Raw genomic sequence first — 14,955 nt, 5'->3', positions numbered from 1 at the left:
GCTAGCTGCGGTCGGTGACGTCGATCACCACCTTGCCGAAGTGCGCGCCGGACGCCATGTGGCGATACGCCTCCCGGGCCTGGCCGAACGGGAACACACGGTCGATCACCGGCTTGACGCCGCTCACGTCCACGAAGCGCATCACGTCTTCCAGCATGGCGCGGCTGCCGACGTAGATGCCCACCAGGCGCTTGGCGCTGGCCAGCAGCGAGGCCGGATTGACGTCGCCGCCGAAGCCGCTGACGCCGCCGATGATGGCGACGCTCCCGCCCATTGCAGCGCTCGAGACCGATTTGTTGACCGTCCCCTTGCCGCCCACTTCCAGCACCACCTGGGCGCCGGCGCCGTGCGTGAGGTGCAGCACTTCGTCGTGCCACTCGGGAATCGCCTGGTAGTTGATCGTGTGGTGGGCGCCCAGCGCGCCCGCCCGGGCCAGCTTGTCGTCGCTGGACGAGGTGACGATGGTGCGCAGGCCGGCCGCGCGCGCCAGTTGCAGGCCGAGGATCGAGACGCCGCCGGTGCCCAGCAGGAGCACGGTATCGCCCGGCTTGACGTGATTGCTGGAGACGAAGATCGCGTTCCAGGCGGTGACGGCGGCGCACGGCATGGTGGACGCCTCGATGAAGGACAGGCCGGCCGGGATGAGGGCCAACGCGTCCTCGTGCAGGATGACTTCTTCGGCCAGCATGCCGTCGATGTCGCCGCCCAGGCCGTGACGTACCTTCTCCGGCGTCGGCCCGCCTTCCAGCCAGTGCGGGAAGAACGAAGCGGCCACGCGGTCGCCGACCTGCACCCGCGTCACGCCGGGACCGACCGCCAGCACTTCGCCGGCGCCGTCCGAGCACGGGATGATGGGATCCTCGACCGAGACCAGGTAGTTGCCGCCGGCGACCATCAGGTCGCGGTAGTTGAGCGAGACCGCATGCACGCGGATGCGCACTTCGCCCAGGCCGAGGTCGCGCTCCGGGTAGTCGATGCACTGGAGGCCGTCGATGTTCGCCCCGTGAATGATTTGATAAGCTCGCATGCCTAATCCCCTTGTGGTTGATCGGTAAACGGGCATTGTACGCGCGCGCCTGGGGGCGGGACGCTCGCCAGTTTCGTGTCCGGGTACCGGCTTTGATGATAAATTAGGAATCTTGGTTGCAATTTATAGAGGGAAGAATGGATGATCAAGCAACTTGGAAAGTGCTTAAAGCAGTCCTCGTGGTAGCCGGCCTGATCGCCTTTGGCATGGGTGTCCGGGCCGGGTGGGCCATGGCGCAAACATATTTTGAAACGAAGGATGCATCCCGCTACACCGGCTTGGCCACCATCAGCCAGAAAATCACGATGAACGCCGCGAACGCCGGCACGCCCAGGGCCACCCAGATCCTGAAATAACGCCAGTACAACGCCGGCAATGGCGTATCGCGCCGCGCCGCCTCTGCCGCCATGTCGCGCATGCGGATCTGCAGCCACACCACCGGCAGCCAGCAGGCGACGGCGACCACGTACAGGATGATCGACCACATGATCCACTTGCTGTGCAGCGGATAGCCGGCCAGGTGGATCAGGTAGAAACCGGTGGCCGGCTGCAGGATGACGGTGGTGGCGGTGAACAGCCAGTCGGCGACGACGACGTATTTCGTCACCACCGCGATCGCGCGCACGTCGCGGCTGACGGTCGCGAACAGCATGTACCAGGCCGACCCGATGCCGGTGCCAAACAGCAGCGTCGACGAGACGATGTGCAGCCACTTCAGCACCACGTAATCCATTATTTTTCCTCGAGCTGGTACAGCAGCCAGATCGCGGCCAGCATCGGCAGGTTCTTGGTCAGCGGGCCGTAGGGATGCAGCAGGAATTCAGGCAGCTTGAACGCGATCACGATCGTATAAATACCGATCAGGGCCAGTTGCGCCAGCCATAGCCAGCGCCGCCGCGCCAGGAACAGGATGCCCAGTCCCAGCAGCAGGTCGAAGGTGGCGGCGCCATACAGCATCAGCGGTTGCAGATCGGGGGGAATGCCGGTGCGCGCCAGCAGCGCGTAGCTGGCCTCGACCGGATACAGGCCGAAGGAGACGATCGCGGTCAGGATCCATACCGCGGCGATGCTGTAGCGGAGCATCGGCAGCAGCCAGCCGAGCTTGGCGCGCGCGCGTTCGCCGTCCGGGTCGCCGATGAAGTCGTCCGGTGAGCGCGGCAGATGCCCGAGCAGCACCGCCGTCTGCACGACGTCGGCCGTGTTGTCGCGGTCCAGCATGCTCAGCGCGTCGCGGCTGATGAGCGAACCGGGCAGGACGGCGGCCGCCAGCCGCGCCACCGGCCCCGGCAGGGTCAACACGCGCTGGCGCCCCATGCCCATGCGCGCGCGCAGCAGGCCGAGATAGTCGGTGAACGGCATCGCCTGCGGCCCCACCAGCGGCACCCGTATCGAGGTGCCGGCTCCCGGCATCATCGGCAGGCGGTGCTTGAGCAGGCCGACGATGGCCGACACCAGGTCGTCGACGTGGATCGGCTGCACCAGCTGGGGCTTTGCGCCGAAGCGCACGGCGAACGGCATGCTGGCCAGGGTGCGGAAGGTGCGGGCGCTGGCGCCGTCGCGGCCGTACACCAGCGAGGGCTGGACGATGTAGGAGCGCAGCGGCAGCGAGGCCAGGTAGTCGTCGGCATCGCGCTTGGACCGGTGGTAAGGCGTTGCCGCATCGCGGTCGGCGCCCAGCGCCGACAGCTGGATCACCATCTGCACGTCATGCGATTCGGCGCAGGCCGCGAACAGCGCGCGCGGCGCGTCGCGGTGCAGGCGGGCGAAATCCTGGCGCCCGCTTTCGCGGAAGATCCCCACCGTGTTGATCACTGCGTCGACGTGCGACAGGCGCGCCAGCCAGGTGGCTTTATCGGTATCTTTGGAAAAATCAGCGTGGATAGTGCTCAGGCGCGGGTCATGGCTTGTCGGAAGCACCGCTTCAGGCGAGCGTACCGCACACACGACGTGGTGGCCTTCGGTGAGCAACGCCTGCAGCAGATGTTGCCCGATGAAACCGCTCGCCCCCGTCAGCAAAATCCGCATCCGTTGTTCCCTTCACATCGAGTAAAAGAGGATTGTATGGAAAATACGGCATTACAGCGCGCACTTATCTCTGGGGCAACTTCGAGCATCCTGTCGACGGTGGCGATGTCCCTGGTCGGCAAGATCCAGACCGGCAGCGCTTATGCACCAACCAATGCCGTCAGCCACTATGTTCACGGCCGTAAAGCGGGCTACCGCGACCGCTTCTCGCTGCGTTACACGGTTCCCGGGTATCTGATCCACCATGCCAGCGCGACCTTCTGGTCGTTCGTGTTCGAGCGCGCTTTGGGAGGAGTCATGGACGCCAAGAATCCGATGGCCATCGCCGCCGCCTCGGCGGCAACGTCGGCATTCGCCGCCTTCACCGACTACAAGCTGACGCCGCGGCCGCTGCAGCCGGGGTATGAAAAGCGCCTGTCGCGCAATGCGCTGGGCGTGGTGTATGTGGGGTTTGCGATCGGACTGGCCATCGGGGCCGTCCTGACGCGGAAGGATCAGCCGCCGCGCTGAAGTGGAGCGATGGTGCGGGTAGGGTACCCGCACCAGGAAGAACGTCAGTGCGCGGCCGCTTTCTTGCCGCGCATGCGCTGTACCAGGGTCACGACCGCCAGCACCACGGCGCCGACCAGCACGCCGACCAGGGCATCGACCACGATCGGCGCCAGGAAAGCCAGCACCGGGCCGACCGCCGGGGTATCGGCGAGCGAGGCGGCGACGCCTTGCGAGAAATGGTGCACGGCTTCGATCGCGTGCGCGATGATGCCGCCGCCGACCATGAACATGGCGGCCGTGCCGACTACCGACAGCACTTTCATCAGGCGCGGCGCAGTCGCCAGCAAGCCCCTGCCCAGGCCGCGCGCGGCGCCGTTCTGGCTCTTGCTCAGGTGCAGGCCGGCGTCATCCATCTTGACGATGGCCGCCACCAGGCCGTAGACGCCGATCGTCATCGCCACCGCGATGGTGACCAGCACCGCCGCCTGCTGGCCGAGCGCCACGCCGGCCACGGTGCCCAGCGAAATCACGATGATCTCGGCCGACAGGATGAAGTCGGTGCGCACCGCGCCCTTGATCTTGTCCTTTTCGAGCTGGACGATGTCGATCGCAGGGTTGGCCACGGCCTTCTCGAGCTGCGCCTTGTGCTGGGCGTCGTCCTGCGCACTGTGCAGATATTTGTGCGCGATCTTTTCGAAGCCCTCGTAGCACAGGAAGGCGCCGCCGATCATCAGGAGCGGCGTGATCAGCCAGGGCAGGAAGACCGAGATCGCCAGCGCGGCCGGCACCAGGATCGCCTTGTTGATCATCGATCCCTTGGCCACCGCCCACACTACCGGCAATTCGCGGTCGGCCCTCACGCCGGTGACCTGCTGCGCATTGAGCGCCAGGTCGTCGCCCAGCACACCCGCGGTCTTCTTGGCCGCGATCTTGCTCATCGCGGCCACATCGTCGAGGATGGTGGCGATGTCGTCCAGGAGTGCAAGTAAACCGACTCCAGCCATAGCTCTGCTCCTTCATGTCAAGTTAATACAATATTAACAGAGCCAGCCAAATGCTGGCTACACGGTTCGCAGAGCCGTTCGGCGCGGCTTTTTGCGTTTCATGCCTGGAAATCTGCATCTCGTCGCTTTTGCCGGGTAACCAGCTGTCTGCATACGTATAGTGCGACACTGAAGGTTGCGGTACTGCAGCCTCGTCCCCCCAAACGAAGGAGATCATCCAATGAACACCGATTCGATCCAGCCTGCCGCTGCCGCTGCCGCTGCTGCTGCCACTTCCGCTCCGGCCCGCCGCGCCCGCGCGCCGAAGCGCAAGACCCGCATCACGATCTATCTCGACGACGAGGTGCTGAAGGAATTCCGCAACCTGTCCGAGCGTTGCGGCACCGGCTACCAGACCCTGATCAACGCCGCGCTGCGCAACCGTTTGGGTGGTCCGGTCATCGAATCTGGCGTCGCATAAGGCTTCCTTTCAAATTTCCCCCGGGGAGCGGCATTACACATAGCAATATTTATGCTAATCTTCCCGCTCTTTTAACCCCGGAGGGATTTATGAAAAAAGGCGAACTGATCGCAGAATTCGCGAAGCGCACCGAGATGTCGGGCGCTGCCGCAGGCGACGCCGTGAACACCATCATCGCGATCATCACCGAGCGCCTGAAAAAGGGCGACACGGTGGGCATCACCGGCTTTGGCACCTTCTCGGTGACCAAGCGCGCCGCACGCAAGGGCCGCAACCCTGCCACCGGCGAAGTGATCAAGATCGCGGCATCGAAGAGCCCGCGTTTCTCGGCTGGCGCGACCCTGAAGGCAGCGGTCAACCCGACCAAGAAGAAGTAATCCGTACCCGGCCTCGCGTCGCGGCCCGTGCGCGGGTCGCGCGCGCTGGCTGAATGTGCCGTTCCTTGCCTTTCCGGCAGCCGTATTCCCCCTCCTGCAGCACCATTCATTTTTTCACCGCCATGAGCTTCGCCACCTGGATCGCCTTCGTCATCGCCGGTTCGCTGATCGCCATTTCGCCCGGTTCCGGCGCGGTCCTGTCGATGTCGCATGGCCTGGCCTACGGCCTCAGGAAAGCCAGCGCGACCGTCCTCGGCCTGCAGCTGGGCCTGATCCTGGTGCTGGTCATCGCCGGCGCTGGCGTCGGTTCGCTGCTGCTGGCGTCCACGGTCGCCTTCACGGCGGTCAAGGTGATCGGCGCGCTGTACCTGATCTACCTCGGCGTCAGCCAGTGGCGCGCCGCCCCGGCGCCCGGCCCGACGGCGTCGACCGCCGGCCTGGAAGCGCATCCGTCCTTCGGCAAGCGCGTGCTGACCGGTTTTTTCACCAATACCACGAACCCCAAGGGCATCATCTTCATGGTCGCCGTGCTGCCGCAATTCATCGCCAAGGATGCGCCGCTGTTCACCCAACTGGCGATCCTGGGCGTGACCATGGTGGCGATCGATTCGATCGTGATGCACGGCTACGCCGCCCTGGCCGCCTCGATGCAGCGCTTCATGCGCGATCCGCGCCACATGCGCCTGCAGAACCGCGTGTTCGGCGCGGTACTGGTGCTGATCGGTTCGATGCTATTCTTCGTCAAGCGCCAGCCTGCCTGAGGCTTTGTCCTGTCGGCGACTATTTCCGCTATGCCGGCAGATGCAACTTTGTGTAACCCGCGTTGTCCACGCGGGAGTGCGAGCGTTGTAATGAGGCTGAGCCACCCCGTCCGCGTTCCATCCTGGAGCATCTCATGACCCATCGCCTCGCCTATTCCGCCGCCCTGCTGACCGTGGCAACGCTGGCCGCGTTCTCCACAGGCGCGACCGCGCAGACCGTGCTGCAGACCGATCCGCCTGGCCAGGCCGAGGTGGCAGGAAGCGGTGTCATGGAGACCGAGCCGCCGGGCCGGGTCGGCCGCGTTTCCCTGGTCCAGGGCCAGGTCGAGATCGGCGGCGACGTTGGCGCCGAGAGCAGCGCCGCCGTGGTCAACTGGCCGGTCACCACGCGCAACCTGGTCACGACCTCGCCCGGCGCGCGCACCGAGATCCGGATCGGCTCCACCTCGATCCGGCTGGACGGCGACAGCTCGCTCGAGTTCACCGAACTGGACGACGACAGCCTGCGTCTGCGCCTGCACTTCGGCAGCGCCAGCATCCGCGTCATGAACAGCGAGGTGGCGCCCGAGTTCGAACTGCGCACGCCCCAGGCGACCGTGCGCCTGACCGAGCCGGGCCGCCTGCGCGTGGATGCCGACCGCGTGCCCGACACCAGCCTGGTGAGCGTGCTCGACGGCGAGGCCCAGGTCGACGGCGCCGGCGCCAGCCTCACCGTGCGCGCCGGCCGCAGCGCCGAGGTGCGCGACGAAGACGTGAGTACGCGCCAGGCGCGGCGCGACGAATTCGACGACTGGGCCCTCACGCGCGACCAGACGCTGGTGGCCGAGCAATCCTCGCGCCACATCGGCACCGAGATGACCGGTTACGAAGAACTCGACCGCTACGGCAGCTGGAGCACCCACGCCGACTACGGCAGCCTGTGGACGCCGACCGTGGTGGCGTCCGGCTGGACGCCCTACCGCGACGGCCAGTGGAGCTACATCGCGCCGTGGGGCTGGACCTGGGTCGACAACGCGCCATGGGGCTATGCGCCCTTCCATTACGGCCGCTGGGTGCAGGTGCGCGACCGCTGGGCCTGGGCCCCGGGCCGCCTCGAGCGGCGGCCGGTGTGGTCGCCGGCGCTGGTCGGCTGGGTCGGCGGCGGCAACTGGAGCGTCGGCTTCGCCTCGCACGACCTGCACGCGCATGGCTGGTATCCGCTCAGCCCCTACGACCGCTACGTGCCCGGCTACCGCCTGTCCGGCGAGCGCCTGCGGCGCCTGAACGACTGGCGTCACGCCAGCCGCCGCGCGGACCGGCACCGGCCCGGGCACCACGGCCTGACCGTGGTGCCGCGCGAACACTTCGGCGGCCGTGGTCCGGTGGTGGTGCCGCGCGCGCCGCGCCCCGACCGCCCGAACTTCGCGCTGCCGCGCGGACAGGGCAGCGCCCCGCCGCCGCCGCTGGTGGCGCGCGCCGGCTGGAACCGCGCGACCGATGAGCGGCGCGACCTGCTCGAGCGGCGCGAGGCGCGAGCGCGCCTGGAGACCGGCCAGGTGACGCGCGACGGCTTCGTGCAGGATCGCCGTTTCGCGCCGGATCCGATGGCGCGCCAGCGCGAGAGCAACGAGCGCCTGTCGCGCGAACGCCTGCAGCACCAGGAGCGCGTCATGCGCCAGCAGGAACAGCGCGACCGCATGCAGCGCGACCTGGACAACCGCATGCAGGCCGACCGCATGGGCTTCGGGCGCCACGCCGAGCGCGAACGCGAGCAGCGCGAGCGCATGCGCGAGCGGGCCGAACGCGGCCAGCAACTGCAGCAGCAGCAGCGCCCGCCCGCCATGGCGACCAATCCGGCGCCGGCGTTTTCTCGTCCCGACTTGCGTCCCGACATGCGTCCCGAGTCTCGTCCCGAGCCACGCCCGATGCCGCGGCCCGACATGCGTCCGCCGCCGCAGATGGTGGTCTCCCCGCCGCCGCAGATGGTGGCACCGCCCGCGCCGCGCCCGCAACCTTCCACGCCCGCCTTCACGCCGCGCGGCGGCGGCGAGCAGCGCGCCCATACCAATGCGCGCGGCGAGCAGATACAGGAACGCTGAGGAAAACGCCGGCATTGGCTACAATGCGCATTTACACAGGATTAGTCATGGACCCGAAAGAATCCCTCATCGAATACCCGAGCGAATTCCCGATCAAGGTGATGGGCGCGACCCATATCGATTTCGCTCCCACCATCGTCGCGCTGGTGACCCAGCTGGATCCGACTTTCCATGAAGGCAAGCTGGAAACCCGTCCGTCGGCCAAGGGCAACTACACCGGCCTGACCGTCACCATCACCGCCACCAGCCGCGAGATGCTGGACGAGGTGTACCGCACCCTGTCGACCCACCCGATGGTCAAGATGGTCCTGTAACGGCACATTGCCATATCGATAACCGGCGGGCCGGGCTGCCTGTTTGGCAGGCACATCCGATCGCGCTGGCTTATAATGACGGGGCTGTCCCATCCTATGGCCCGATTTTCGCGCGCTGATTCGCGTCCCGATTCCATGTCTTCGATCCACCCCGCCGCGCCGCTCGTCCGTGAACTCGGCCGGGCCGACTACGAACCCACCTTCGCCGCCATGCGCGCCTTCACCGACGCGCGCACGCCCGAGACCCGGGACGAACTGTGGATCGTCGAGCACCCGCCCGTGTTCACGCTGGGCCTGGGCGCCGACCCGGGCCACGTGCTGGCGCCGCACGGCGTGCCGGTGGTCCAGACCGACCGCGGCGGCGAGGTTACCTACCACGGCCCGGGCCAGGTCGTGATCTACCTGTTGATGGACTTGCGCCGCAACAAGCCGGGCGGCAAGCTGTATGCGCGCCAGTTTGTGGAAAAAATCGAACAGGCGGTGATCGATGTATTAGGGGCGTATAATCTGGCCGGTGAGCGCATCGCCGGCGCGCCCGGCATCTATATCGCCGCAGGCCCGCGCAAGGGCGCCAAGATCGCCGCGCTCGGCCTCAAGGTGCGCGGCAACGGCTGCACCTATCATGGCGTATCGCTGAACGTGGGCATGGACCTGGCCCCGTTCTCCTGGATCAACCCGTGCGGCTATTCGGGACTGGCCACGGTCGACATGCGCACCATGGGCGTCGAGGCGCCGCTGGCCGATGTCCAGCAGGCGCTGGCCCGGGCCCTGGTCGTGCATCTCGGACAGCAGACCAGTACGCAGGTCGACCCCGGCCAGTCCGAACCGAACAAACCAACTGACGCCCTTCTGGGGCAACGAGCCAAATGACTTCCGAAATCGACACCGGCATCGCCTCCGCATCCGCCTACAACGCCAGCGAAAAGCAGAAAGGCGCCAGCAAGACGTCGCGCATCCCGATCAAGATCGTGCCGATCGCGGACGTCGAGCGCCTGAAAAAGCCGGACTGGATCCGCGTCAAGGCGGCCACCGCTTCGTCGCGCTTCTACGAGATCAAGGACATCCTGCGCGCCAACAATCTGGTGACGGTGTGCGAGGAAGCCAGCTGCCCGAACATCGGCGAATGCTTCGGCAAGGGCACGGCGACCTTCATGATCATGGGCGACAAGTGCACCCGCCGCTGCCCGTTCTGCGACGTCGGCCACGGCCGTCCGGATCCGCTGGACGTGAACGAGCCGGGCAACCTGGCCAAGACCATCGCCGACCTGCGCCTGTCCTACGTCGTGATCACCTCGGTCGACCGCGACGACCTGCGCGACGGCGGCGCCGGCCACTTCGTCGAGTGCATCCAGAAGACCCGCGCGCTGTCGCCCAACACCAAGATCGAGGTGCTGGTGCCGGACTTCCGCGGCCGTCTCGAAAAAGCATTGAACATCTTCGCCGACGGCTTGCCGGACGTGATGAACCACAACCTGGAAACCGTGCCGCGCCTGTACAAGGAAGCGCGTCCGGGCGCCGACTACACCCACTCGCTGGTGCTGCTGCGCGACTTCAAGAAGATGTACCCGGGCGCGGTCACCAAGTCGGGCCTGATGGTCGGCCTGGGCGAGACCGACGAAGAGATCCTGGAAGTGATGCGCGACATGCGCGAGCACGACATCGACATGCTCACCATCGGCCAGTACCTGGCGCCGACCAACTCGCACCTGCCGGTGCGCCGCTACGTGCATCCTGATGTCTTCAAGATGTTCGAAGAAAAGGCCTACGAGATGGGCTTCGTGCACGCCGCCGTGGGCGCGATGGTGCGTTCGTCGTACCACGCCGACCAGCAGGCGCACGAGGCGGGCGTCGCAGCGTAATTCGATTCCGCGTTCGATCGAAGGGACGGCTTGGCCGTCCCTTTTTGCTTCCAGGCATCGGCGCGAGGCCCGCGCCGCCAGCGCGATATAGTGACGACAACCAGACATCCAGCACCGATCCATGAGCGACCACCGAGATTTGCCTACTTCCGACAACCTCGAGCACGACGACGCCTTCCTCGAGCGTGAACTCGGCCTGGCCGCGCGCGGCGTCGAACTGGTCAAGATGGAAGGCCGCGTGTTCCTGCGCTTTTCCGGCGAGGTGCAGTACGACGGCCTGCGCGTGCCCTACCGCCTGGTGCCGGCGCGCGGCGTGCTGGCCAAGCCGAGCAAGTGGCGCAAGATGGACTTGCTCGCGCGGCGCGTGCTGATCGAGGAACGCACCCACGAGGAAGATCTGCGGCGCCTGCACCTCGAAACCGAGGAATTCGTGCGCGACATCGCCGAAGACGCCGACGAATTCGGCTGGGATCCGATGACCTTCCTCGACGTGCTCGACGAGCTCGAGACCTCCGAGCCGGCCGAGTACGTGTTCCAGCGCATCTCGCAGCGCCTGACCCACGCGGCCGAGCGCGAAGAGGAAGAGCGCCATGCGGCGCGCACCAAGGAAAGCATCAACCTGGCCGAGTATCCGCAGTCGTTCGAGGTGGCCAGCCGCATGCAGCGCAAGTTCATCGCCCTGCTCGGGCCCACCAACTCGGGCAAGACCCACCGCGCGATGGAAGCGCTGGCAAAGGCCGCCAGCGGCGTCTATCTCGCGCCGCTGCGCCTCCTGGCGCTGGAGAACTACGAGCGCCTGCAGGCCGCGCGTCCGCACGGCGCGCATGGCGACGCGCTCAAGGTCAGCCTGATCACGGGCGAGGAACGGCGCCTCGAGGAAGGCGCGACCCATGTCGCCAGCACGGTCGAGATGCTCGACACCAGGACGCCGGTGGAAGTGGCCGTGATCGACGAGATCCAGATGCTGGCCGACCGCGACCGCGGCGCCGCCTGGACCGCCGCCGTGGTGGGGGCGCCGGCGAACGTCGTGTACCTGGTCGGCGCGCCGGAAGCGCGGCGCGCGATCGAGGCGCTGGCCGAGCGCCTGGAAGTGCCGCTCGAAGTCCATGTGCTCAAGCGCATGGGGCCGCTGTCGATGGAGCCGTCCAGCGTGCGCAAGCTGTCGAACCTGCGCCGCGGCGACGCCGTGATCTGCTTCTCGCGGCGCGAGGTCCTGATGTGGCGCGACATGATCACCGAGAAGGGCCTGTCGGTGGCGACGGTCTACGGCAACCTGTCGCCCGAGGTGCGCCGGGCCCAGGCCGAGCGCTTCCGCGAAGGGCAGGCCGACATCGTGGTCGGCACCGACGCGCTGGCGATGGGCCTGAACATGCCGATCGCGCGCATCGTGATGACCACCACGGTCAAGTACAACGGCTACGAGGAAGAAGAGATCCCCGCGGCGCTCGCCAAACAGATCGCGGGCCGGGCAGGGCGCTACGGCGTGCACGAGGAAGGCTTCGTCGCCGGCTACGACGACGACACCCACCAGGTGATGCGCGCGCTGATGAAGGAAAAGATCCCGCCGGTGGCCGCCACCGGTTTCGCGGTCGCGCCGTCGCTCGAGCAGCTGCACCGCATCGCGGCGGTGACCGGCGAGACCTCGCTGGTCAAGCTCCTGAAACGCTTCGTGCACAACATCGACGTGCCGGACGGCTTCTTCTACCCGCGCATCCAGGATGAACAGAACGAGCGCGCCGAATGGCTCGACACGCTGCCGCTGTCGGTGGCGGAAAAATTCATGCTGTCGCTGGTGCCGATCTCGAGCCGCGTGCCGGTGCTGCAAAGCGCCTGGGAACACTGGGCGCTGTCGCTGGCCAAGAAAAAGGTGGTCAAGCTGCAGCCGAACCCGAATCCGCAGCACCTGTTCACTATGAACCTGCAAGAGATCGAGGATACCTGCCGCCTGTATTCGGCCTATGCCTGGCTGGGCTACCGCGAGCCGGAATACTTCCCGAGCATCGAGCTGGCCTTGGCGCTGGCGCGCGAGGCGGCGGAGCGGGTCGATGCGGTGCTGCAGCAGCAGAATTCGGCGGCGCGCAAAAGACAGGGCGGGAAGCCGGGTGGGGGGAAGCGCCAGGAAGGGCGTAGGCGGTGATGGCTGAGCTCAGAACTCGGAATAGACGCGATACCCGAAACAACCACGCACTCCCGGTGTACGATGCCGTTTTTTACAATAACATCGAGACACCATTGAATACCAAGCACACCCCGCAAGCCTTCAACGAATTCGGCGCCACCTTCCTCCCCGGCCACCTGGGCATCCGCATCCTTGACGTCAGCCCCGGCAAGCTGTCCGCCGAGATGAAGGTCGAGCCGCATCTGCTGGCGCCCAATGGCTACCTGCACGCCGGCAGCGTGGTCACCCTGGCCGACACCTGCGCCGGCTACGGCTGCATCAGCAACCTGCCGGAAGGCGCGCAGAACTTCACCACCATCGAACTGAAATCGAACCACCTGGGCACCGCGCGCGAAGGCCTGCTGTCCTGCACCGCCACCGCCGTGCACCTGGGCCGCACCACGCAGGTGTGGGACGCCACCGTCATCGATGCGGCCAGCGGCAAGACCATCGCCCTGTTCCGCTGCACCCAGATGATCCTCTACCCGAAGGCGTAGGGTTGGCGGCTTGGCCGCCGACGCGGTGAGCGTTGGCAGCCGCGTCATCCGGCACGAAAGCGGAGCCGATATTCAGCCTACCCCGCCAGTTCCTTCTCGATCAGCTTGTGGACCGCCGCGAAATCGGGCTCGCCCACGTAGGTCTTGAGGATGCGGCCCTCCTTGTCGATCAGGAAGGTGGTCGGGGTCAGGGTGACGTCGCCGAACTGGCGCGCGATATCGCCGGCCGAATCCAGCACCACCTTGAACGGCAGCTTGCGCTGCTCGGTGAAGTTCAGCACGTAGTCGGGGCGGTCGTACTGCATCGCGACCGCGACGAATTCCAGGCCCTGGTCCTTGTACTTGTTGTACGTCGCGACCATGTCCGGCATCTCCTTGACGCAGGTGACGCAGGAAGTGGCCCAGAAGTTGACCATCACGACCTTGCCGCGCAAGGATTGGGTGCTGATCTTTTCGCCGGCGATGCTGATGAAGGTGACGTCAGGCGCCTGCGTAGTGCTGCTGAACGAGGCGTAGCCGATGCCGGCCAGGGCGAGCACCACGGCGCCGATGGCGGCGGGCTTGAACCAGGAACGGGAAGAGGTGGGAGCGGTCATGGTCGTCGATATAAAAAAACGGCAGGACCATTATAGTCCTGCCGCTTGCCCAGGGCCGGTAAAGCCCGTGGTCAGTTCAGCGAAACCTGCGCCGGGCTGTTCTGCCGTACGCGCGGATCCTCTTCATTGATGTATTCAAAGATCTTCACCACGCGGGTCACGCCCGAGACGCCCTTGGCGACATCGGCGGCGATATTGCCTTCGCGTGGCGTGACGAGGCCCATCAGGTAGACCACGCCGCGTTCGGTGGTGACCTTGAACGAGATTGCCGACACGGTCTTCATGTCGACCAGGCTGGTCTTGACCTTGGTGGTGATCAGGGCGTCGTTCGAACGCGAGGTATAGCTCGACGAACCGGAAACCGCCAGCTCGTTGATGACCGAGACCACGTTGGCGATCGCGCGCACTTCGCGTTCGGCCGCCTGCTTCATCGCTTCGTCGCGCACTTCGCCGGTGAGCAGCACGCGGCGGTTGAAGCTGGTGACGTTGACGTTGCCGGCGCCGCCCGTGATTTTGCGCATTTCCAGCTCGGCCTTGACCGTGATCGACTTGTCCTCGGTCTGGGCGCCCAGCGTGCGGCGGTCGACCGTGGACATGGCGCCGGCCACGCCGGCGCCGACGATGAGGCCGAAGCAGCCCGACAGCGAAGCGGCCAGGGTGGTGCCCAGGATAATCTTGGTCAGCAGCGCGGCCATGGGCCGGCGGGTGTTACGCATTCTCGTCTCCTCCGAACAGCGCGACGTCGATGCCGTCGCAGATGCAGTGAATGGCGCACAGGTGAACTTCCTGGATGCGCGCGGTGCGTGCATGCGGGACGTTGATGTGCACGTCGGCGTCGGTCAGCAGCTTGGCCAGTTGGCCGCCGTCCTTGCCGGTAAAGGCCACGATGCGCATTTCGCGCTCCAGGGCCGCCTCGACCGCGGCCAGCACGTTGGACGAGTTGCCCGAGGTCGAAATCGCCAGCAGGATGTCGCCCGCCTGGCCGAATGCCTGCACCTGCTTCGAGAAGATCTCCCGGAAGCTGTAGTCGTTGCCGACCGCGGTCAGGATCGAGGTGTCGGTGGTCAGGGCGATCGCCGGCAGCGGAAAGCGCTCGCGCTCGAAACGGCCGACCAGCTCGGCCGCGAAGTGCTGGCAGTCGGCGGCCGAACCGCCGTTGCCGCAGGCCAGGATCTTGTTGCCGTTGGAAAGGGCGCTGAACATGAGTTCTACTGCCGCCGAAATGGAAGGAGCCAGGGTGGCGGCCGACTTCATCTTCAGGTCGGCGCTCTCCTGGAAGTGAGCGAGGATGCGTTGAGTATTCATAG

General features: G+C 66.3%; 17 protein-coding genes. 10 read left to right on the top strand and 7 right to left on the bottom strand.

What is annotated here, in order from left to right:
* Position 1: 1 nt before the first annotated feature.
* The 3 genes from ABIB38_RS01080 to ABIB38_RS01070 all read right to left on the bottom strand — a co-directional run bounded on the left by ABIB38_RS01080 (position 2) and on the right by ABIB38_RS01070 (position 3,052).
* Positions 2–1,027, bottom strand: coding sequence for a zinc-dependent alcohol dehydrogenase family protein (locus ABIB38_RS01080; protein WP_429201002.1), 1,026 nt, complete (start codon positions 1,025–1,027; stop codon positions 2–4).
* Positions 1,028–1,295: 268 nt separating this feature from the next.
* On the bottom strand, positions 1,296–1,760 hold the full coding sequence (locus tag ABIB38_RS01075) for a DUF2269 family protein (RefSeq protein ID WP_429201000.1): 465 nt from the start codon (positions 1,758–1,760) through the stop codon (positions 1,296–1,298).
* A complete protein-coding gene (locus ABIB38_RS01070; RefSeq protein ID WP_429200998.1) occupies positions 1,760–3,052 on the bottom strand; it encodes an SDR family oxidoreductase in 1,293 nt (430 codons plus the stop codon). The genes ABIB38_RS01075 and ABIB38_RS01070 overlap by 1 nt, the downstream gene beginning before the upstream one ends.
* A 36-nt stretch (positions 3,053–3,088) precedes the next feature.
* Between ABIB38_RS01070 and ABIB38_RS01065 the strand changes: the two genes are divergently transcribed.
* A complete protein-coding gene (locus tag ABIB38_RS01065) occupies positions 3,089–3,562 on the top strand; it encodes a hypothetical protein (RefSeq protein WP_429200996.1) in 474 nt (157 codons plus the stop codon).
* Between the two features lie 44 nt (positions 3,563–3,606).
* Here the strand turns inward: ABIB38_RS01065 and ABIB38_RS01060 are convergent, their stop codons facing one another.
* A complete protein-coding gene (locus tag ABIB38_RS01060; RefSeq protein WP_429200995.1) occupies positions 3,607–4,548 on the bottom strand; it encodes a DUF808 domain-containing protein in 942 nt (313 codons plus the stop codon).
* Between the two features lie 220 nt (positions 4,549–4,768).
* Between ABIB38_RS01060 and ABIB38_RS01055 the strand changes: the two genes are divergently transcribed.
* The 9 genes from ABIB38_RS01055 (at position 4,769) to ABIB38_RS01015 (ending at position 13,052) form a co-directional block, all read left to right on the top strand.
* Complete coding sequence (locus ABIB38_RS01055; RefSeq protein ID WP_429200993.1) at positions 4,769–5,008, top strand: BrnA antitoxin family protein; 240 nt, start codon at positions 4,769–4,771, stop codon at positions 5,006–5,008.
* An 89-nt stretch (positions 5,009–5,097) separates the two neighbouring features.
* Positions 5,098–5,385: an HU family DNA-binding protein gene (locus tag ABIB38_RS01050; protein ID WP_429200991.1), complete on the top strand. Its 288-nt coding sequence runs from the start codon at positions 5,098–5,100 to the stop codon at positions 5,383–5,385.
* A 122-nt stretch (positions 5,386–5,507) separates the two neighbouring features.
* Positions 5,508–6,146, top strand: coding sequence for a LysE family transporter (locus ABIB38_RS01045; protein WP_429200990.1), 639 nt, complete (start codon positions 5,508–5,510; stop codon positions 6,144–6,146).
* 134 nt (positions 6,147–6,280) lie between these two features.
* Positions 6,281–8,224, top strand: a complete 1,944-nt coding sequence (locus ABIB38_RS01040) for a DUF6600 domain-containing protein (RefSeq protein ID WP_429200988.1) — start codon at positions 6,281–6,283, stop codon at positions 8,222–8,224.
* 47 nt (positions 8,225–8,271) lie between these two features.
* A complete protein-coding gene (locus tag ABIB38_RS01035; RefSeq protein ID WP_429200986.1) occupies positions 8,272–8,538 on the top strand; it encodes a DUF493 family protein in 267 nt (88 codons plus the stop codon).
* Positions 8,539–8,673: 135 nt separating this feature from the next.
* A complete protein-coding gene (gene lipB / locus ABIB38_RS01030; protein WP_429200985.1) occupies positions 8,674–9,408 on the top strand; it encodes a lipoyl(octanoyl) transferase LipB in 735 nt (244 codons plus the stop codon).
* Complete coding sequence (gene lipA, locus ABIB38_RS01025) at positions 9,405–10,397, top strand: lipoyl synthase (protein ID WP_429200983.1); 993 nt, start codon at positions 9,405–9,407, stop codon at positions 10,395–10,397. The genes lipB and lipA overlap by 4 nt, the downstream gene beginning before the upstream one ends.
* Before the next feature lie 121 nt (positions 10,398–10,518).
* Positions 10,519–12,534, top strand: a complete 2,016-nt coding sequence (locus tag ABIB38_RS01020) for a helicase-related protein (RefSeq protein ID WP_429200981.1) — start codon at positions 10,519–10,521, stop codon at positions 12,532–12,534.
* A 56-nt stretch (positions 12,535–12,590) separates the two neighbouring features.
* Positions 12,591–13,052 carry a PaaI family thioesterase gene (locus ABIB38_RS01015; protein WP_429200979.1) on the top strand — a complete coding sequence of 154 codons (462 nt, stop codon included), beginning with the start codon at positions 12,591–12,593 and terminating at the stop codon, positions 13,050–13,052.
* A gap of 77 nt (positions 13,053–13,129) precedes the next feature.
* Here ABIB38_RS01015 and ABIB38_RS01010 read toward each other — a convergent pair whose 3' ends face one another.
* From ABIB38_RS01010 to ABIB38_RS01000, 3 genes are all read right to left on the bottom strand, one after another.
* Positions 13,130–13,648, bottom strand: a complete 519-nt coding sequence (locus tag ABIB38_RS01010) for a TlpA disulfide reductase family protein (RefSeq protein WP_429200978.1) — start codon at positions 13,646–13,648, stop codon at positions 13,130–13,132.
* Between the two features lie 71 nt (positions 13,649–13,719).
* On the bottom strand, positions 13,720–14,364 hold the full coding sequence (locus tag ABIB38_RS01005) for a BON domain-containing protein (RefSeq protein WP_429200976.1): 645 nt from the start codon (positions 14,362–14,364) through the stop codon (positions 13,720–13,722).
* Entirely contained in the window at positions 14,357–14,953 is a 597-nt protein-coding gene (locus ABIB38_RS01000) for a phosphoheptose isomerase (protein ID WP_429200974.1), read from the bottom strand. The genes ABIB38_RS01005 and ABIB38_RS01000 overlap by 8 nt, the downstream gene beginning before the upstream one ends.
* Positions 14,954–14,955 lie beyond the last annotated feature (2 nt).

The sequence above is a fragment of the Massilia sp. UYP11 genome, assembly GCF_050434805.1.
Classification (GTDB): Bacteria; Pseudomonadota; Gammaproteobacteria; order Burkholderiales; family Burkholderiaceae_D; genus Telluria.
The sequence above is the reverse complement of the archived record's forward strand: the minus strand, read 5'-3'. Positions and strand labels throughout refer to the sequence as shown.

What these genes read in the sequence shown, in the direction of transcription:
- ABIB38_RS01080 (WP_429201002.1), bottom strand. Translation starts at nt 1,027, where the DNA reads ATGCGAGCTTATCAAATCATTCACGGGGCGAACATCGACGGCCTCCAG.
- ABIB38_RS01075 (WP_429201000.1), bottom strand. Translation starts at nt 1,760, where the DNA reads ATGGATTACGTGGTGCTGAAGTGGCTGCACATCGTCTCGTCGACGCTG.
- ABIB38_RS01070 (WP_429200998.1), bottom strand. Translation starts at nt 3,052, where the DNA reads ATGCGGATTTTGCTGACGGGGGCGAGCGGTTTCATCGGGCAACATCTG.
- ABIB38_RS01065 (WP_429200996.1), top strand. Translation starts at nt 3,089, where the DNA reads ATGGAAAATACGGCATTACAGCGCGCACTTATCTCTGGGGCAACTTCG.
- ABIB38_RS01060 (WP_429200995.1), bottom strand. Translation starts at nt 4,548, where the DNA reads ATGGCTGGAGTCGGTTTACTTGCACTCCTGGACGACATCGCCACCATC.
- ABIB38_RS01055 (WP_429200993.1), top strand. Translation starts at nt 4,769, where the DNA reads ATGAACACCGATTCGATCCAGCCTGCCGCTGCCGCTGCCGCTGCTGCT.
- ABIB38_RS01050 (WP_429200991.1), top strand. Translation starts at nt 5,098, where the DNA reads ATGAAAAAAGGCGAACTGATCGCAGAATTCGCGAAGCGCACCGAGATG.
- ABIB38_RS01045 (WP_429200990.1), top strand. Translation starts at nt 5,508, where the DNA reads ATGAGCTTCGCCACCTGGATCGCCTTCGTCATCGCCGGTTCGCTGATC.
- ABIB38_RS01040 (WP_429200988.1), top strand. Translation starts at nt 6,281, where the DNA reads ATGACCCATCGCCTCGCCTATTCCGCCGCCCTGCTGACCGTGGCAACG.
- ABIB38_RS01035 (WP_429200986.1), top strand. Translation starts at nt 8,272, where the DNA reads ATGGACCCGAAAGAATCCCTCATCGAATACCCGAGCGAATTCCCGATC.
- lipB (WP_429200985.1), top strand. Translation starts at nt 8,674, where the DNA reads ATGTCTTCGATCCACCCCGCCGCGCCGCTCGTCCGTGAACTCGGCCGG.
- lipA (WP_429200983.1), top strand. Translation starts at nt 9,405, where the DNA reads ATGACTTCCGAAATCGACACCGGCATCGCCTCCGCATCCGCCTACAAC.
- ABIB38_RS01020 (WP_429200981.1), top strand. Translation starts at nt 10,519, where the DNA reads ATGAGCGACCACCGAGATTTGCCTACTTCCGACAACCTCGAGCACGAC.
- ABIB38_RS01010 (WP_429200978.1), bottom strand. Translation starts at nt 13,648, where the DNA reads ATGACCGCTCCCACCTCTTCCCGTTCCTGGTTCAAGCCCGCCGCCATC.
- ABIB38_RS01005 (WP_429200976.1), bottom strand. Translation starts at nt 14,364, where the DNA reads ATGCGTAACACCCGCCGGCCCATGGCCGCGCTGCTGACCAAGATTATC.
- ABIB38_RS01000 (WP_429200974.1), bottom strand. Translation starts at nt 14,953, where the DNA reads ATGAATACTCAACGCATCCTCGCTCACTTCCAGGAGAGCGCCGACCTG.